Origin of the sequence: Roseiconus nitratireducens (genome assembly GCF_008629675.1) — a bacterium.
Lineage (GTDB): Bacteria > Planctomycetota > Planctomycetia > Pirellulales > Pirellulaceae > Stieleria > Stieleria nitratireducens.
The window spans coordinates 15,906-31,687 of record NZ_VWOX01000024.1; the positions used below are offsets into that span (position 1 = coordinate 15,906).

At 58.9% G+C, this 15,782-nt stretch carries 14 protein-coding genes; 11 read left to right on the forward strand and 3 right to left on the reverse strand.

Going from position 1 to position 15,782, the window contains the following annotated elements:
- The first annotated feature begins 245 nt into the window (after positions 1 to 245).
- The 5 genes from FYK55_RS25940 (at position 246) to FYK55_RS25960 (ending at position 5,541) form a co-directional block, all read left to right on the forward strand.
- Positions 246 to 1,511 carry a hypothetical protein gene (locus FYK55_RS25940; protein ID WP_150079550.1) on the forward strand — a complete coding sequence of 422 codons (1,266 nt, stop codon included), beginning with the start codon at positions 246 to 248 and terminating at the stop codon, positions 1,509 to 1,511.
- A 677-nt stretch (positions 1,512 to 2,188) separates the two neighbouring features.
- On the forward strand, positions 2,189 to 2,416 hold the full coding sequence (locus FYK55_RS25945; RefSeq protein WP_150079607.1) for a hypothetical protein: 228 nt from the start codon (positions 2,189 to 2,191) through the stop codon (positions 2,414 to 2,416).
- A gap of 399 nt (positions 2,417 to 2,815) precedes the next feature.
- Positions 2,816 to 3,736 carry a DUF1559 domain-containing protein gene (locus FYK55_RS25950; RefSeq protein ID WP_150079608.1) on the forward strand — a complete coding sequence of 307 codons (921 nt, stop codon included), beginning with the start codon at positions 2,816 to 2,818 and terminating at the stop codon, positions 3,734 to 3,736.
- The gene (locus tag FYK55_RS25955) at positions 3,733 to 4,266 is read left to right on the forward strand and encodes a hypothetical protein (RefSeq protein WP_150079551.1); all 534 of its coding nucleotides are present in this window, start codon (positions 3,733 to 3,735) and stop codon (positions 4,264 to 4,266) included. Before FYK55_RS25950 ends, FYK55_RS25955 begins: the two co-directional genes overlap by 4 nt.
- 72 nt (positions 4,267 to 4,338) lie before the next feature.
- Positions 4,339 to 5,541, forward strand: a complete 1,203-nt coding sequence (locus FYK55_RS25960) for a PepSY-associated TM helix domain-containing protein (RefSeq protein ID WP_150079552.1) — start codon at positions 4,339 to 4,341, stop codon at positions 5,539 to 5,541.
- Positions 5,542 to 5,892: 351 nt separating this feature from the next.
- Here FYK55_RS25960 and FYK55_RS29285 read toward each other — a convergent pair whose 3' ends face one another.
- A complete protein-coding gene (locus tag FYK55_RS29285) occupies positions 5,893 to 6,099 on the reverse strand; it encodes a hypothetical protein (RefSeq protein WP_161604756.1) in 207 nt (68 codons plus the stop codon).
- A gap of 381 nt (positions 6,100 to 6,480) precedes the next feature.
- Between FYK55_RS29285 and FYK55_RS25970 the strand changes: the two genes are divergently transcribed.
- The 6 genes from FYK55_RS25970 to FYK55_RS25995 all read left to right on the forward strand — a co-directional run bounded on the left by FYK55_RS25970 (position 6,481) and on the right by FYK55_RS25995 (position 12,971).
- Positions 6,481 to 7,644 carry a phosphonoacetaldehyde reductase gene (locus FYK55_RS25970; RefSeq protein ID WP_150079554.1) on the forward strand — a complete coding sequence of 388 codons (1,164 nt, stop codon included), beginning with the start codon at positions 6,481 to 6,483 and terminating at the stop codon, positions 7,642 to 7,644.
- A 22-nt stretch (positions 7,645 to 7,666) separates the two neighbouring features.
- Positions 7,667 to 8,968 carry a DUF5690 family protein gene (locus FYK55_RS25975; protein WP_150079555.1) on the forward strand — a complete coding sequence of 434 codons (1,302 nt, stop codon included), beginning with the start codon at positions 7,667 to 7,669 and terminating at the stop codon, positions 8,966 to 8,968.
- A gap of 12 nt (positions 8,969 to 8,980) precedes the next feature.
- On the forward strand, positions 8,981 to 10,153 hold the full coding sequence (locus FYK55_RS25980; RefSeq protein ID WP_150079556.1) for a TIGR03364 family FAD-dependent oxidoreductase: 1,173 nt from the start codon (positions 8,981 to 8,983) through the stop codon (positions 10,151 to 10,153).
- On the forward strand, positions 10,146 to 10,820 hold the full coding sequence (locus FYK55_RS25985; RefSeq protein ID WP_150079557.1) for a phosphonatase-like hydrolase: 675 nt from the start codon (positions 10,146 to 10,148) through the stop codon (positions 10,818 to 10,820). Before FYK55_RS25980 ends, FYK55_RS25985 begins: the two co-directional genes overlap by 8 nt.
- Before the next feature lie 117 nt (positions 10,821 to 10,937).
- Positions 10,938 to 11,864: a hypothetical protein gene (locus FYK55_RS25990; RefSeq protein ID WP_150079558.1), complete on the forward strand. Its 927-nt coding sequence runs from the start codon at positions 10,938 to 10,940 to the stop codon at positions 11,862 to 11,864.
- A 381-nt stretch (positions 11,865 to 12,245) separates the two neighbouring features.
- A complete protein-coding gene (locus FYK55_RS25995; RefSeq protein ID WP_161604757.1) occupies positions 12,246 to 12,971 on the forward strand; it encodes a class I SAM-dependent methyltransferase in 726 nt (241 codons plus the stop codon).
- An 83-nt stretch (positions 12,972 to 13,054) separates the two neighbouring features.
- On the opposite strand, the gene FYK55_RS26000 is transcribed toward FYK55_RS25995, so the two are convergent.
- On the reverse strand, positions 13,055 to 14,464 hold the full coding sequence (locus tag FYK55_RS26000; RefSeq protein ID WP_150079560.1) for a polysaccharide biosynthesis/export family protein: 1,410 nt from the start codon (positions 14,462 to 14,464) through the stop codon (positions 13,055 to 13,057).
- A 160-nt stretch (positions 14,465 to 14,624) separates the two neighbouring features.
- Positions 14,625 to 15,635 (reverse strand): hypothetical protein, encoded by a 1,011-nt coding sequence (locus tag FYK55_RS26005; RefSeq protein ID WP_150079561.1) that lies wholly within the window; start codon positions 15,633 to 15,635, stop codon positions 14,625 to 14,627.
- Positions 15,636 to 15,782: the final 147 nt, after the last annotated feature.

The following is a 15,782-nucleotide window of genomic DNA, read 5'->3' on the forward strand; positions in this document are numbered from 1 at the left end:
CGGGAGCGTGTTTGCGAGGGCTGCAATAGTTACGCTGGCGGTGTAGACCGAAGCGGAGTGCGAGCAATGCCTACAATTCGGCGACTGGCCCAACCGAGCGTGGACGAAGACCGGGACTTCGGTCAGCACGCTCTCGACAGTTGTGCCCGAAAAACCAGAAAAACCGCTACAGCTTTCTAATGCTTGGTGCCGGAATACTTCGATAGTACTACTGTCGTTCCAGCAACAGATCGTGCGGTCTTTTTATGATCACCAAATCAATCACCTATCTGTTGTGCTTGTTCGCGCTTTCTAAAAGCCCTCTCCTCGCAATGCAGGTGCCGGAGTCGACGCAATTGACGGAAGATGCTTCATCGTCACCAGAACTCTTGCCTAATGACATCTTTAGGTCGACCGTCGACGAGCCAACGTTTGAAGAGTTGCTTGAACAGAATACCGATTCATCCGCACCAGCGGTGGTTTCAACCCAAGGGATCGACTTGGCTTCCGAGGCGACTCCGTACGCTTTTCAACAGTATCCAACGGGGCTGTCCGGCTACGAGTTGTCCATTCAGCAGGAGGACCTTGCGTTCAGTCTAGACCCTTCTCTTTACGATGCTGAAATCAACTGGCTGCTGTTGCGCCCATCGATGAGTAGCGCCGACCTATCGATTTCAGTGCCGACTGGAACGGGAGGAACAGAGTCCTTCTTAGGGTCCACCGACGACTTGATCGACACTTATACGTCAGCTTTCAGCGTGTTAGTGTTCACGCAAATAGCAGATAACGGCTCATCGGTATCGGTCTCCGGGTACAGGTTGGACGTTGAAGCTGATGCCCAACGATCGTTCACCACACAGACAATTCCGGCAACGCTAAATGTTGACTACGATCTCTCTATCGCTGCCATCAAGGGAGTCGAATACCTGTTTCCTCTGCATAAATGCTTTGAGAGCGCTTCCTCCTCATTGCTCCAGAATAGTACCCGACTGTCACCGGCTCACAAATTAAACTTTGGACTGGGAGTGACTTGGGCCAGTGTTGATCAAACATACACGTCAACGCTGACCAGTGGAAGCAATACGGCGATGCTAACGTCCAAGCAGGAATTCGAAGGATTGGGGCTCACCACGTCACTGTATTACCAGTTGGATGAATTTGAGCATGGCCCGCTGTCATTGCAACCTTTCGCATCAGCGCGAGGGAGCCTGTTGACCGGAACGAACCGACGAGAAAGCACATTCACCTCCGATCCTGCCACCGGAAATCCTCCCAACAGCGTGGCTCCCATTAACGTAGTAGACAATCGAGAACAAAACATTCCATTCGTGGACTTCGAAGTGGGAAGTGTCCTCTACGCCACGGCACTACGCGACGACGTAAAGACAGACCTCAAGATCCGCCTCGCTGCGGTTGGACAGGTTTGGGGCGGGGTCGGATTAATCTCCGCAGCCGACACCGGTCCCTCTCCCTACCGTGACAACAACCTTTTCTTGTACGGAATTGCCCTCAGCGTAGAAGTCGCAAACTGATCCGCATGCGATTCAGCTCGGCATGCGAAATCGGACGTGCGTCAATGACAAGTAGCCAGTTGCATAACCCGACCGGTGCAAGTCGACGGAGCGTGCCGCGAAATCTCGAAATCCACCAACTAAGTTTTCGAACTTCCAAAGGTGTTGGCCTTAGCTCAACCCTGCCGCCATCTCGTTGCCGTGCTATCAGCCTGTTGAAAAACGACGTTTGCCGAGTTGATCCGAACCGTCGCGGTTAAAGCCTGCTATAGGTGATAGCAATTCGAGACAATGATCTCGGAATCTCCAGAGGCCGCCGCAGAAGCACGACGATGACAAGCCAGTCGTATACTTCGTGATGGTTCGCGACTGAGTCTGAGCGAGGCTCGGAGCATCGCAGAACGAAGACCTCCACCGAATCGCGCGAGTCGGGGGTTTGGAACATGGACTATCAACCGCCTGCTCGGTGATGCCTGCCGTTCGGTTGACGCCGCACAGCAACTCGGCATGCACATGAAATACGGCAAGTGGTTCGGTCTGGCGTTCGTCGCTCTGTTCACCGGGTGCGATACACCCGACAGCCCGAGCAACACGCCACGAAGGACTCCAGAAGCAACAGCAATGGATTCAGAAGCCATGGAAGCCAATTGGCCATTCGAGAGCCAGGAAACCTCGCCGTGATTACGCTCGATCGAATCATGGATGGCACGAATCCAAGTCTGCATGTCACCCACGATGAAGACGATGGTGGCTGGCAATTCCTTGACGGTGGTGACGCCACCTTAGAGAACGCCATGGTGGTCTCGCTCCGGAATGTCACTGATCATGATCCGACAATCAAGCAGTTGGCCGACCTGCCGCTGGGGTGGCACGCGGTGCGGGATGCGGTCGGCCAACCATGGCAGCGAAACCGAAGCCCCCGCTGAATACAACCAATCGACGCAGAACATTGCGGCGAACGGTAGCCACCGACGGCGCTATCTTGGAAAACCAGGTTTTCGGCGGTGCCCGGAGTATCTCCTCCGCTGCAGTGATGCTAGCCATCACACAGGACTGCCGGCGGTTGACTTCGCGAGCCAGGAGCCGAACGGTCGGACTTTCGCAATCAGATTCATCCCCGGGCCGCTAATCGCCTCGTCCGCCGGCACCACTTGACTCTCAGTGCGGGATGACTAAAACAGACCTTACTGATAACGATTCTCAATATCGCCCACCTGCTGCTCCCCCAGCCAGCAACCGCCGAAGCGCTCCACGCTCGGCTCAGCCAGCCATCCTCGCTGACAGGTCGGATTCACTTCGAAGACCCATTTCAGGAGGAGGCTTTCATGCTTCTGTCTATCCGTCGGCGCCGTGCCGCCTTCACGCTCGTCGAACTGCTGGTGGTCATCGCGATCATCGGCATCCTGGTCGGATTGCTGCTCCCCGCCGTCCAATCGGCCCGCGAGGCCGCACGCAGGATGCAGTGCAGTAACAACCTCAAGCAGGTTGGACTGGCTCTGCACAACTACCACGACACGTTCCGATCGCTGCCCCCGGCTTGGGCCGATTGGGATGGCCTGTGGGCAACGCCGCTACACACCGCACATGCCAACGCTGCCATCCTGCCGTTTCTAGAAGGCAGCAGTGTCGAGGATCGGTACGACTACGACGTGCGTTGGGATCATGCCAACAACGCCCCGTTGGCGAACCTGATGCCCGTCACCTACCAGTGCCCCTCCACGCCCGGAGCAGGAGAGATCGAACCCAATAGCCAGTTCCAAACCTCCGACTACACGTACATCCGCAGCGACACCGGCTGGGTCACCGATCCGACTCCGAACCATTCCATGTTCGAACAGAATGAGTTTCGGAAGTTTCGCGACGTGCTCGACGGGCTGTCGAACACGATCATGCAGTATGAATCGGCGGGACGCACGACGCTTTATGTCCACGGACGGCAGACGACCGCGCCGGCGTGGTGGTCGGGCGAGTACCGTGCGTGGGCCGGGCATTTTGATTCCAGTTGGATGTATCCGTTTCAGGTAACGGTTGATCCCGCCAGCGGCCCACCAAGCGTGACGTACTTCGTCGGGTCCGACGTGATCAACGTCGCCAACTGGGGAAGCCCCTATTCGTTTCATCCGGGCGGTGTCCACGTCAGCCTGGCCGACGGCTCGGTGCGTTTCCTGACCGAGTTCGTCGATCTAGACACCCTCAGCGCCCACACCTCCATCGACGGCCATGAAGTTGCAGGAGAGCTTCAATGAACTTGCGCGACCTCGGTACGCGGTTGCACGCGAGTCGCCTGGACGGATCGCCCGCAACCGTCCTGCCACTGGTTCCCATCGTCCTGCTTCTGCAGGGCTGCGGCGGCGAGGCATGGCAAGCGGAAACGTATCCGGCCAGGGGACAGATCACGATCAACGGCGAACCGCCCGAAGGTGCCGTCATCGAATTGCACTCCAAGGGTCAGCAGCCCGATGTACGCAATTCACGTCCGTGGGGACTCGTCCAGCCGGATGGGTCCTTCGTGCTGTCAACGTACGAATCTGGCGACGGCGCCCCAGCGGGTGAGTACGCGGTGGTGATCCGTTGGCCTCCCGACGCTTCCCAGCCTTCGTTTGCGGACCGGCTAGGAGGTGCCTACTCGACCGCCCAAAAATCGGAGTGGGACTTCACGATCACGGAGGGTGAAAACCAATTGCCTCCGATCGAAATTGTGGGCGTGAACGTTCAGTCCAAGGACGACGCCCGACCGCCGCAAAAGGCTCCTCCCGGTCCTGCCGTCGGCAACTGACCCCACGGCAGACGTTTCTTAGCGGCCGCCGCGTGCGGCCCACCACCTCCACAACTCTCGCAAACTGCTCGCATGAGACAGACGCTCCGAAAACGCTGGCTCGCCGTGCATCGCTGGCTCGGCCTGACGGTTGGCTTGCTGCTGGTGCTGATCGGCCTGACCGGAAGCCTGCTGGTGTTCGATCATGCCATCGACGAACGACTAAACCCTGACCTGCTGCTCACGAACGGCAGCGGCGATCGACAACCAATTGCGGAAATCATCGCAGCGGCCGAGGAAGCTTTCTCCGGTTCGGCGGAGAGGGCTCTGTCGGTGTCGCGTCCGCGCATCGCCAACGGCGTCTGGACCGTGTGGTTCCGGGCCGGAACCGAGGACAATCCCAAGTTCGTTGCCGTTCACATTGACCCCTACACGGCGCACGTGACCGGCCAACGGACCTGGGGCGAAGACTTGATGTCGCTGATCTACCGGCTGCATTTTCGCTTGTTGGCCGGGGCGCCGGGAGCGGTGCTTGTCGGCATGGTCGGAATCATCGCGATGATCTCGATCGCTTCTGGGATCGTCCTGTGGTGGCCGCTGTGGAAGAACGGCTGGCGTGCTGGCTTTGCAGTTCGCAAGGGGGCAAGGTTCAACTTCGACCTGCACAAAACGACCGGAATTCTTAGCGCGGTCTTCCTGATGGTGATTGCCTTTACCGGCGTCTACATGGAGTTTCATGAATGGTTCCATGCCGCCGTTTCGACGTTCGCAGAGGTAAGTGAACCAGCGGACGATTTCACCTCGACGACACCCAAAACGGCGACGCGATTGACCCCCGATCAGGCCGTCACAATTGCCCAGCCGATTTTCCCGAAAGCCACGTTTGATCATCTACACCCGCCGACAGGGCCGGAAGGATTTTACGAGGTGGCATTTCGGCAATCGGGGGAAACGCAAAAGTCATTCGGCCGTTCCCAGGTGTTCCTCGATCAGTACAGCGGCGAAGTGCTGGCAATCCGCAGCCCGCAGGACTTCACCGCAGCCGATGCGTTCTTCGCTTGGCAGTTTCCCCTTCACAATGGCGAAGCGTTCGGACTGTTCGGGCGTTGGGTCGTCTTCCTGATGGGAATCACCCCAGCGCTCTTCTACATCACGGGCCTTCTCCTATGGTGGCGTCGTGGAAAGGCGCGTCGTCGAAAGACCCGGCTGAAGGTGGGTAGCGAATCCACGGTGCTTCCGGCACGGCGGAAGAATCATCCCGTCCCCGAACCTGTGGGGGCGGACTTTGAAAGTTAGGCAACCGATTCAACTCGCTGACAGGAAGCATCTCGGCCGCGTCAGCACGGCCTCGATAGCGGCGGGCTTTGAATTGGCAAGCCACCTCGACGGAACGCATCGCAGCGATTGCATCAGGTACAATGTGCGGCAGTCTCTGGCGATCAGCGTTCGACGTCCGAGACGATTGCTTTCGGGGGGCTCCAATGATGGACATTGCAGGTGCAGAATATCCTGTCGTTCGTAACACCTGAGCACTGAAAATCTTGTTTTATTTGGCAAAGAGATTCCTTGAACTTCACGGAGGATTCCATGCGTCTCATTATGTTTGCCGTGGCTTTCTTGTGCTGTTACACAATCTCGCCCGCACACTTATTTGGGGAACAGCACATTACGCTGTTGAATGAAATCGACGAAAAGACGGGGCATGACAATCACGTGATTGCCGTGCAATTGTTCGGCGATCGCACTGAGATCACTTACTGCGATGGCACGGACACCGCCCATTTGTTGCCGTTGCTTCGGACTCTCCAGACTGGCAGCAGGCAACCAATTACCTTGCGAATGGTTGGATTCCATGAGTTCGACATCGACAACCGCGGCTGGGTCATTGTTGGTGTTTGCAACCGAGTTAAAGACGCTGACCCGGGAATCTTTGTGTGGTCATCAGAGGATGTCTCGCGGTCAACAGCTAGATCAATGGGAACTTCATTCAAGCAAATGCGAAACTACCCCGTCGAACTCCGATCACGAACTGAACTCGCTGAATACTTCACTCCGGAAGCAGTTGAATGAGCGTGGTCGAATTCCTCGCGTGACAAGCCAAATAACCAAGCGTTCCTGAAAGAGATTAGCTTTTTCGGTGGCCTGCAAAGAACGTTCAGGTTGTTGCGTTGCCAGGCCGCGAGCTCCTTCGACCCTGGAGCATTGCTCCGCAATCCCGCCACGTTGCGAGGTTTCATGGCCAGCAATCAATCGATGGTCCACCTGTACCCGGGCGCGCTGCATGAACTGGAATCGATCGCTGCCAGTGTTCCCGATCGGCTTGTCCTGTTTGTGGTGGATCCCACAGCCTATGCCGCCTCCGGCGCCGAAGCGATCGTGGAACCGATCCTGGCATCTCGGCGCGTGGTTCGCTTTTCACAGTTTGAACTCAACCCCAAACTCGACGACGTCCAGCGAGGGATCGAGGCCCTCGACGGACAGCGACCCGATCTGGTCATCGCGCTCGGGGGCGGAACCGCGATCGATCTGGGAAAATTAATCGGCGCCCTTTCGGTGCAACCCGACAAGGCGGTCGACGTTGTGACCGGACAAGCGAAACTCAGCGAACCGATTCCTCCGCTGGTCGCCATCCCAACGACAGCCGGCACGGGCAGTGAAGCAACCCATTTCGCCGTCGCCTATGTGGGACCGACAAAGCATTCTGTCGCTGACCCTCGCTTGCTTCCCGACTACGCCATCGTCGATCCGTCGCTGACCGACAGTTTGCCGCCGGAGATCACGACGGCCACGGGCTTGGACGCATTGTGCCAGGCCATTGAATCCATTTGGGCCGTGGGAGCCACATCAGAGTCCGAGCGTTTTGCCAGCGAAGCATGCCGCCTGGCAGTCGATAACTTGCAAATTGCGGCGTTGAGTCCCACCAAGGAAGCGAGACTGGCGATGTGTCGTGCCTCGCATTTGGCCGGTCAGGCCATTAACATCAGCAAGACCACCGCGTGTCACGCGATCTCCTACTCACTGACATCGCGCCACGGTTTTCCGCACGGGATCGCCGTTGCAATGACGCTCACCGCAGTCCTGGCCTACAACGCCGAAGTCACCGAGAAAGATTGCAATGACCCACGCGGTCCCGACGACGTTCGATCCCGCATCGACAGGATTGTCCATCTGCTGGGCACGCGGAACGTGCCCGAAGCCTGTGAGAAATTGGAAACCCTGTTGTTCAATCTCGGTTGTCCCCGCAGCATCGCGGAAGCCGGAATCTCGGGAAACGAACAGGTGACGAAGATCGTCGACAGCGTGAACGTCGAGCGAATGTCAAACAATCCGCGGCAGACCACCGCGGCTTCGCTCGCGACGTTGCTGAAAAAGCCCCACCACGGGCTCGGCGTCCGATGAGGTTTTACCGAGGGGTGCCGAGATGAGTCGCAGCGACGATCTTCCGTTATCGAGCGACAGTTCGATCAGCATGCGGCTCGCCGAGGCCGGTCCGTTCGCGTTCTCGGCTTATTGCATCATCGCGGCGTTCGGCACGTACTTTTGCATGTACGGTTTCCGCAAGCCCTTCACCGCGGCGACATACGCCGACACGCAATGGCTGGGCATCGGGTTCAAGACGATTCTGATCGCGGCCCAAGTTGCCGGGTACACGCTGTCAAAATTCATCGGAATCAAAATCGTCTCGGAGATGCGTCCTCGTTACCGGGCCGTTTCGATTCTGGTACTGATCGCGATTGCCGAGACGGCCTTATTCTTGTTTGCCGTGACACCGGTACCTTGGAATTTTATTTGGTTGTTTGTCAACGGACTGCCACTGGGAATGGTTTTTGGCCTGGTGCTCGGCTTTCTGGAGGGCCGAAAGGTCACCGAAGCGTTGTCCGCAGGACTTTGCGCCAGCTTCATTGTTTCGTCCGGCTTCGTCAAAACCGTTGGGCGAAGCTTGATCCAAGACTACCAAGTTGATCCCTACTGGATGCCCTTTTTGAGTGGGCTGCTGTTTGTCTTTCCCCTGCTTTTATTTGTTTCGCTCCTTTCTCAGATTCCGCCGCCCACCGCCATGGATGAAGCTTCCCGGTCCAAGCGGGCGCCAATGGGTCGCATGGACCGCCATGCATTCTTTCGACGGCACGCTGCCGGGATGATCGGGTTGTTATCGATCTACGTGCTGTTGACGATTGTCCGAAGCATGCGAGACGACTTTGCGGTCGAAGTCTGGCAGGAGCTCGGCGTCGACGACAAACCGAACGTCTTCGCCCGATCGGAGTTTTGGGTGATGATTGGCGTCGTCATGATCAACGGATGCGCGTTCCTGTTAAAAAACAACCGCTTGGCTTTTCTATCATCGATCGCACTGTTGTGCGTCGGTTTCTCGATCGTCCTGCTGGCGGTCGCCGGGCAGCGTTCCGGTGCCTTGTCGCCGATGGTCTTCATGGTTCTGCTGGGGACCGGGATGTACATTCCCTACGTCGCCTTCCACACCACGGTCTTTGAGCGAATGCTGGCTGCGTTTCGCGAACCCGGGACGATCGGTTACCTGATGTACCTGGCCGATGCGATCGGATACCTGGGGTATGTTGCGGTGATGGTGTTTCGCAATACCGTCTCCGGCGAAGTGAGCTTTCTGGGGCTCCTTCTTTGGGCATCGGTCCTGGTTGCTGTTGCATCGTCCATCATCTCCGTGCTGCTGGGCATTCATTACCACCGAACGCTTCCCGACAGTTGAAAACTCTTTTCAATGGCGAATTCCCAAAACACATCGGACTTGCTGATTATCGGTGGAGGCGTCCTGGGAGCATTTCACGCGTACCATGCGTTGCGTCGAGGGTTAAGTGTGACACTGCTCGAACGCCACCCCGCTCCTCGTGGAGCAACGGTGCGCAACTTCGGTCAGGTCGTTCCCTCGGGTTTGGACCGGCACTGGCAACCGCTGGGCCGCGAGAGCCTGGCGATTTACAAAGACCTGCAGGCGCGGTTCGATATCTCCGTTCGACAACACGGAAGCCTGTACATCGCATCCGACGACGATGAACTGCAGCTGATTGAAGAGCTGCGGACAATCAATGCGGCCACGGGATATCGTTCGGAGCTCTGGACCGCCAAGCAATGTCGGGAACGGTATCCCAATCTGCGCTCAGATTACTGCCGCGGCGGACTGTTCTTTTCCGAAGAAATATCCGTCAACCCCCGCGTCATGATCCACCGAGTCCACGCGTTCCTTTCGGAGCAGGACCGCTTTCGCGGATGCTTCCAGAACGGCGTGCGCGAACTGACCACGGATTCGTCAGACCGTGTGCGGGCCGTGACCCATGACGGCAGCCTGTTCACCGCCGAGAACGCGATCCTTTGTTGCGGCACCGAGCTGCAGGGACTCTTCCCCGGAGTATTTCGATCCAGCGGGATGGAAGTCGTCAAGCTTCAAATGTTGCGACTGAAACCGCAGGGCAACGTGTCCATCCCAGGGAACATCCTGACCGGGCTGTCCATTCGTCGCTATGAGAGCTTTGCCGAGTGTCCGTCGTGGAAGGCCGTCAAATCACGCGAGCCGGTTGATGCGTTCTGGAAACGCTGGGGTGTTCACGTGTTGTTTAAACAAGAAGTCGATGGCGGCATCATTCTCGGCGACTCCCATGAGTATGCACCGGTGGCCCGGATGAACGACCTGAGCTTCGACATTCGTCAGGAGGTCAACGATTACTTCATCCGTGAAGGAAGCAAGATTTTTGCTCTCTCCCGGTGGGATGTCGAACAATCCTGGTACGGCCTTTACTGTCAGTCCAATGCCACGTCGGGCATCTATACCAAAACGATTGATGACCGGATTCACATCGTGACCGGCATTGGCGGCAAGGGGATGACCAGCAGCCCGGGTTACGCGTTACACCATCTGGGAGAGATTTACGATGATTGAACTGGTCGTTTTTGACATGGCCGGCACGACGGTCGACGAAGACAATGTGGTCTACAAAACGGTGCGCACGGCCATCAACGCGGCCGGGTATGAATTCACCCAAGAACAGGTTCAAGCCGCCGGAGCGGGCAAGGAAAAATCTCAAGCGATCCGCGATGTCCTGGCCCTCGACGGCCGTGACCACAGCGACGACGAAGTTTCCACAATTTTTGCCGACTTCAAAAAGCGGCTCGAAACCGCGTACGGGGAATTGCATGTCCGCGAGCAACCGGGTGCGTCCAGTGTCTTCAAAGGACTGCACAAGCGCGGAATCAAGGTTGTTCTGAACACGGGCTACGACCGTGGCACCGCCGAACGGTTGATCCGGAAACTGGGCTGGAGCGTTGGGCGAGAGATCGACGCTCTGGTGACCGCCAGCGACGTCGAAAACGGTCGCCCCGCGGCGGACATGATCCACAAAGCCATGCAATTGACCGGAGTCCGGCAAGCCGCATCCGTCGTAAAAATTGGCGACTCACAGATCGACATCGACGAAGGCAAAAACGCCGGGTGCGGGATGACGTTTGGGATCACCACGGGCGCTCAAACGGAAAGCCAACTCCGCCAGGCAAACCCCACCGAGGTGCTCGAGCGTTTGGCGGAAATCTACGCGTACGTTGACGGCTAGGAAGGGGAGAGACTGCGGTCCGACGCCGCAGGGGTGCGTCGGCTCGGTTTGGAATCGGCTCTCGCCGTGGTAAGGTGATCGACGGCGACCGTCCCGAATTCGACTCCACGCCGTGGCATGTCCTCGATTCTGCTGGAAACGACCGAACGACCAAGAAGTCTTGTCTTCACCTGGCTGGCGAGGGCAAACGGGCTGTCGCTGGATGCTCCGCTGGTGGCGTTGGTTTGGTCCTCCCTGCTGTTGCACTGGACTGGAGGCACGAGTTCCGGCACAGCGGTGAACAGCGTTTGGCCTGGCTTGGGGCCGGTGACCGCCTCGGAAGCTGTCCTGGCACTGACGGTTTGGTTGATCTACGTGGCCGACCGATTGCTGGATGTGCGGCGGCTGGATTTTAGCGCCGCGACGGCGGACCGTCACCGATTCGTCCGCCGCGTTGCCGTTCCGATGGTGGCGGCCTGGATCGTCGGATTGGCGATCGACCTTTGGATGACCCTGACGTTGTTAGATGACGCCACGCGTCGCGCCGGCTGGGCGGTGGTTCTGCTGGTTGTGCTGTATTTCGTCGCCGTGCACCGGTCGGTCTTGAAGACCGACCATCCGAAGGAGTTGTGGGTCGGGCTGATCTTTGCCGTGGGCACCGGTCTGCCCGCGTGGTGCCACGGACTGACATTCGCCGCGGCGGTCGCAACGATCGCATTGATCGCGCTGTGCATTGTCAATTGCCTGATCGTTTCGGTCGGACAACAGCACGCGGACGACCAGCAGGGCGATCCCAGTTGGTTGAAACGGCGAACGAACATTCGTCGCAGGCTGACCCCCATCAGCATCGGCATCGCGCTGTTCGCCGCGATCAATGGGGCCACCGGAGTTCTTCCGGTCACGGTTTCTGCCCCGCTGATCGGCAGCGCATTGATTCTCGCTTCATTGGCTCAACAGCTGAAAGACACGTCGGATCAAACGGCAACCAACCGGGTTTGCCTGCTGGCCGACTATGCCTTGATCGCCCCGGCCGCCTTGACGCTGCTTGCGGCAGGTTGGGCCTAGCGGTCGATCGGGAACAAAGGGCCGGGCCGTCGGCCCTACCGTGGGATTGGGGATTGTGATCCCCGGCCCGTTGGGCCGGGCTGGGCAAATGCCGGGGCGTTGCCCCGCCGCGAAATCGTCAACTGCACACCGGATCGTTTTCATCATCGGCCCTGCACAATTGCCCTCGGGCCGAAGGCCCAACCGTTTGCCCAGCCCAGCCCGACAGGGCTGGGGAATCGTCACCCCAAAAAACGCAGGGCTGAAGGCCCGCCGTTTGCCAGGACGCTGCCCCGTCGGCGGAATCATGCCGGGGCGGACGGGCCGGCTGGCGCCCCTTGCGCGTGGTTTCATTTGCGATACGCTCTTATTGCCGTTTTCATGCTCTCACACCGCGAACGCATGTCTGATTCGTCGCCCCGGGGATATGACCGACTCGCGCCGTGGTATCAGACGATCGAACGGTTGCGGTTTGCCGGCGGGCTGCAACGTTGGCGTGAACGTTTGCTGGACGAGATCCCACCGTGTCGCCAGGTTCTGTTTCTGGGTGACGGCGACGGCCGACTGCTCAAATCATTCCTGGACCAACTTCTCAACCGTGGGCCAACCTCCAGCAATTTGGTTGAAAACATCCGCAGCGTCGACTTTAGCGCCAAGATGCTTCAGTGCCAGCGGAAACGCATTGCACGCCATCCGCTTCGGCACAAGGTCCAGCTGGAACACGGCGACGTTTTGAACGCCCAATGGCCGACACGGCAATATGATCTGATCGTCACCGCGTTCTTTCTGGACTGTTTTGCCGAGCCCCAACTGCGGCGATTGGTCAGCCAACTGACCACAGCGTTGGCTCCGGAAGGGCTGTGGTACGTCGTCGATTTCACGCAGCCAGACCGCGGCCTGGCAAAGCACTGGGCCGGCGGATGGCTGGCGGTGATGCATGCGTTCTTCCGTTGGCAAACCGATCTTCCGACCCGGCGACTGGTTCACGCTGATTCCATTCTGAAGTCATCCGGACTTGAACCGCGCTGCTTTCAACAGAATCGCACGCGTTGGATCACATCGTCTTTGTATTCCTTCGCCGAGAAGCCCAACGCGTCCGATTGCTCGCGCAGAATCTCTTCAGAATAGACAATGATCGCCAGCGCAAAAAAATAAACGCCGCGGGTCGTGTGCCCCGCGGCGTTTCGCGTTGATGATCCGGTAACGCGTGGTCAGTTATTCCTCAGCAACTCTTGGATGCCGTAGGTGAAGAAGGTCCCCAGTCCGAAGTTCAGGATCTCTTCCTCGCACTTGTACTGCAAGATCAAGGTATCGCCGGCCTGGACCAAAGGACGTGCCCTTGGGTCGTTGATGGCCTTGGTCAGGTCGACTTCGATTGCCACCTGGCCGTTGCAGTCGGTCTTGCGGAGGATGTACAGTTTTCCGGGAGGAATGGTTGCGATGGCCGAACCCAAGCCTCCAATCCCGCGGCTGCCGCCGCCGCCCCGAGCTTGCCCGTACACTCCCGTTCCGGCCAAAGCCATGGCGCCCAGCACGTCCAGGTCGTAATCGCGAGGCAGCGGGAACTCGCCGCCGGGCAACAGTCCGCCGGTGTAGAAGACCTCGGTCTCACGCGATTCGATGTACACGATGTCGCCGTCTTCCAGGGTGATGTCTTCCACGGTCAATTCCGGCACCACGCCTGGCGGCAATCGCAGCGGGATTCGCAGCACGGTCGGGTCTTCCGGCAGTCGGGGCGGGCAGGCACAGGGATCCAGCATGGCCGCTTTCTGTTGCCGTCGGAAGGATTCCAGGAACTGCATCCGCAGCTCTTTGTTCTGGGCGGTGTTACGCAACACCTTCACCTGGTTCTTGGCGTTCAAGCCGGGAAGCCCCCCGGTTTCCACCAAGGCGTGCAGGATGTCGTTTTGGTAGGCCCGCAGTTTCACCAGTCCGCCGCTTGCCGACCGATCGCTACCGCGGATGTATCCACCGCCGCCTCCGCCTCCGGCGCCACCGCCGATACCCCCGCCGTCCTCGCGGACGACGATCACATCGTAGGTCCGTTCCTGGATCACGGTGACGATCGGACGTGCCTTTTCCGATCTCAGGATGTCGGTTTCGATGTAGGCATTGCGGATCGCATCGCGAACTTGATCCAGCGTCAGCCCGTCCACCTGCAACGGTTCCACCAGCGGCAGCGCCAGCGTCCCGTCTTCCTGCACGGCGATCGGGTAACCGATCGATGGCGGCAGGGTGCTTTCGGCATCCGGGAAGTTCACCGGCGGCGGTTCCGGCGGAGCATTGGGCGGATTGAACGGCAACACCCCTTCGATGTAGACGCCCAGAATATCGCCGGGCCCGATCAAGTACTCGCGTGGCGGCTCAAGCGTCAGGAGCGAGATGTCGACGGGAACCAAATCGTTCTTTGGCTCGGCAAAGAATTGTTGCGGCAAGCGTTCCGCCGGAACGCCATCGATCGGTTGCGTCAGCGCCGTGCAACCGCTGAGTGATCCGGCCAGCAAGGCCGCAGCGAACGCCTTGGTACCAAGCCGCAGGATCCCCGAGAAGATGGTACCGCGGCAGGGCTGCGGCTGAACCGCACCCGGGCAGTCACTCGAGAGTGAAGTCGTGTTATTCATCCCTGAACTCATCACAGTAGGTTTTGGCGTTGGTTAAAACGTCCAACGGCGGTTCAACACGGTGTCCACCGGGTGCACGCCGCACGGAGGCGCTGGCTGATCGTTTCCGTCACCGTTGACCCAACAGGATTCTCGGCGAGGCTGACAATCCGATCTGCCGTCAATCAAATTTGAATGGAATCTCACCGGATGCATTGGCCGTTTCGGTCACCGCATCTGAGCCGGGCGGAAGTCCCGAACGATTCTGCGCGCCGAAGATGCCTTCGATCGCATCGTCCCCCAGATCATTGAATCCGAAGGGAATGGAACTCTTCTCGGTGGCCGGTAAATCGCCCGCATCCGAAAGACTCAGTTCGACACCGTTGGCCGACGCCGATCCGGCGTTGGATGTCGTTTGGGAAATGTCGACCACGTTCTCCAGAACCGGTCGATTCAGACCTTCGGGCATTTCGGCCCGCGTCGCGTTGTAGTCGGCGATTCCCGCATCGGAACCATCGATTTCTCCGGAACGAAAGTTCTGAGATTGGCTGAGCGGCCGTTCGACCGGTTGAATCGAGGCTTCGGGAATGATTTCCTGCAGCGCTTCCCCCGCGGGCGGCGCCAGCGATTCAATCGTCTGGTCCAGGTCCAACTCCTCCAACGCTTCGCCGTCAGGAACGATCCTTTCGGAACCCGGCACAATCACTTCCTCCGTGATCGGCTGTCCGTCGGGACCGATCATGTACGGTGCCGGTGTCGGGGCGACCGGTTGCTGCTGGTAGGCATCTGCCGCAGTTGGGACGTGTCGATCCATGGTGACGATTTGCCCCCAGTGAGCGACCCCGTCTTCTTCGGCGGCTTTCGCCCCTAGGGGATACCCGGCGAACCAGGCGTTGACGGCGGCTTGCCCGTCGGCAGACTGGTATCGCCAACCCCAATACTGGCTGGGGGCAATCGCGGGAACACATCCGTCGGCGCCGGTAGCGACGTCGATGTAGCCCTGCAGAAAACCTTCCTTGAACTCAGCCAGGTAGGCTTGGTTGCAGTGGCATTCCTTTTCGCGGTACCAGGCCTTGGCCGCCATCGCCCGGTTGCGATGGGAGATCACGAAATCGTCCAGGCAGTTCGCTTGCTTGACGTAGCGGTGAACACCGTCGACGACCATGCAACCAGTCGCGTTGGACAATATCATGGCGGCGGCGCCGCTCAGAATCAGGGACCGCAGGCGTGCGCGTCGCGTTGGCAGCCGAAGCGGGGCCGCGGCGGCGGATCGATGATCGGCCGCAGCGTGCGATGCAGGTGCTGCTGAAACGGGAGTTGCCGACCGGGTCGGGCGTTG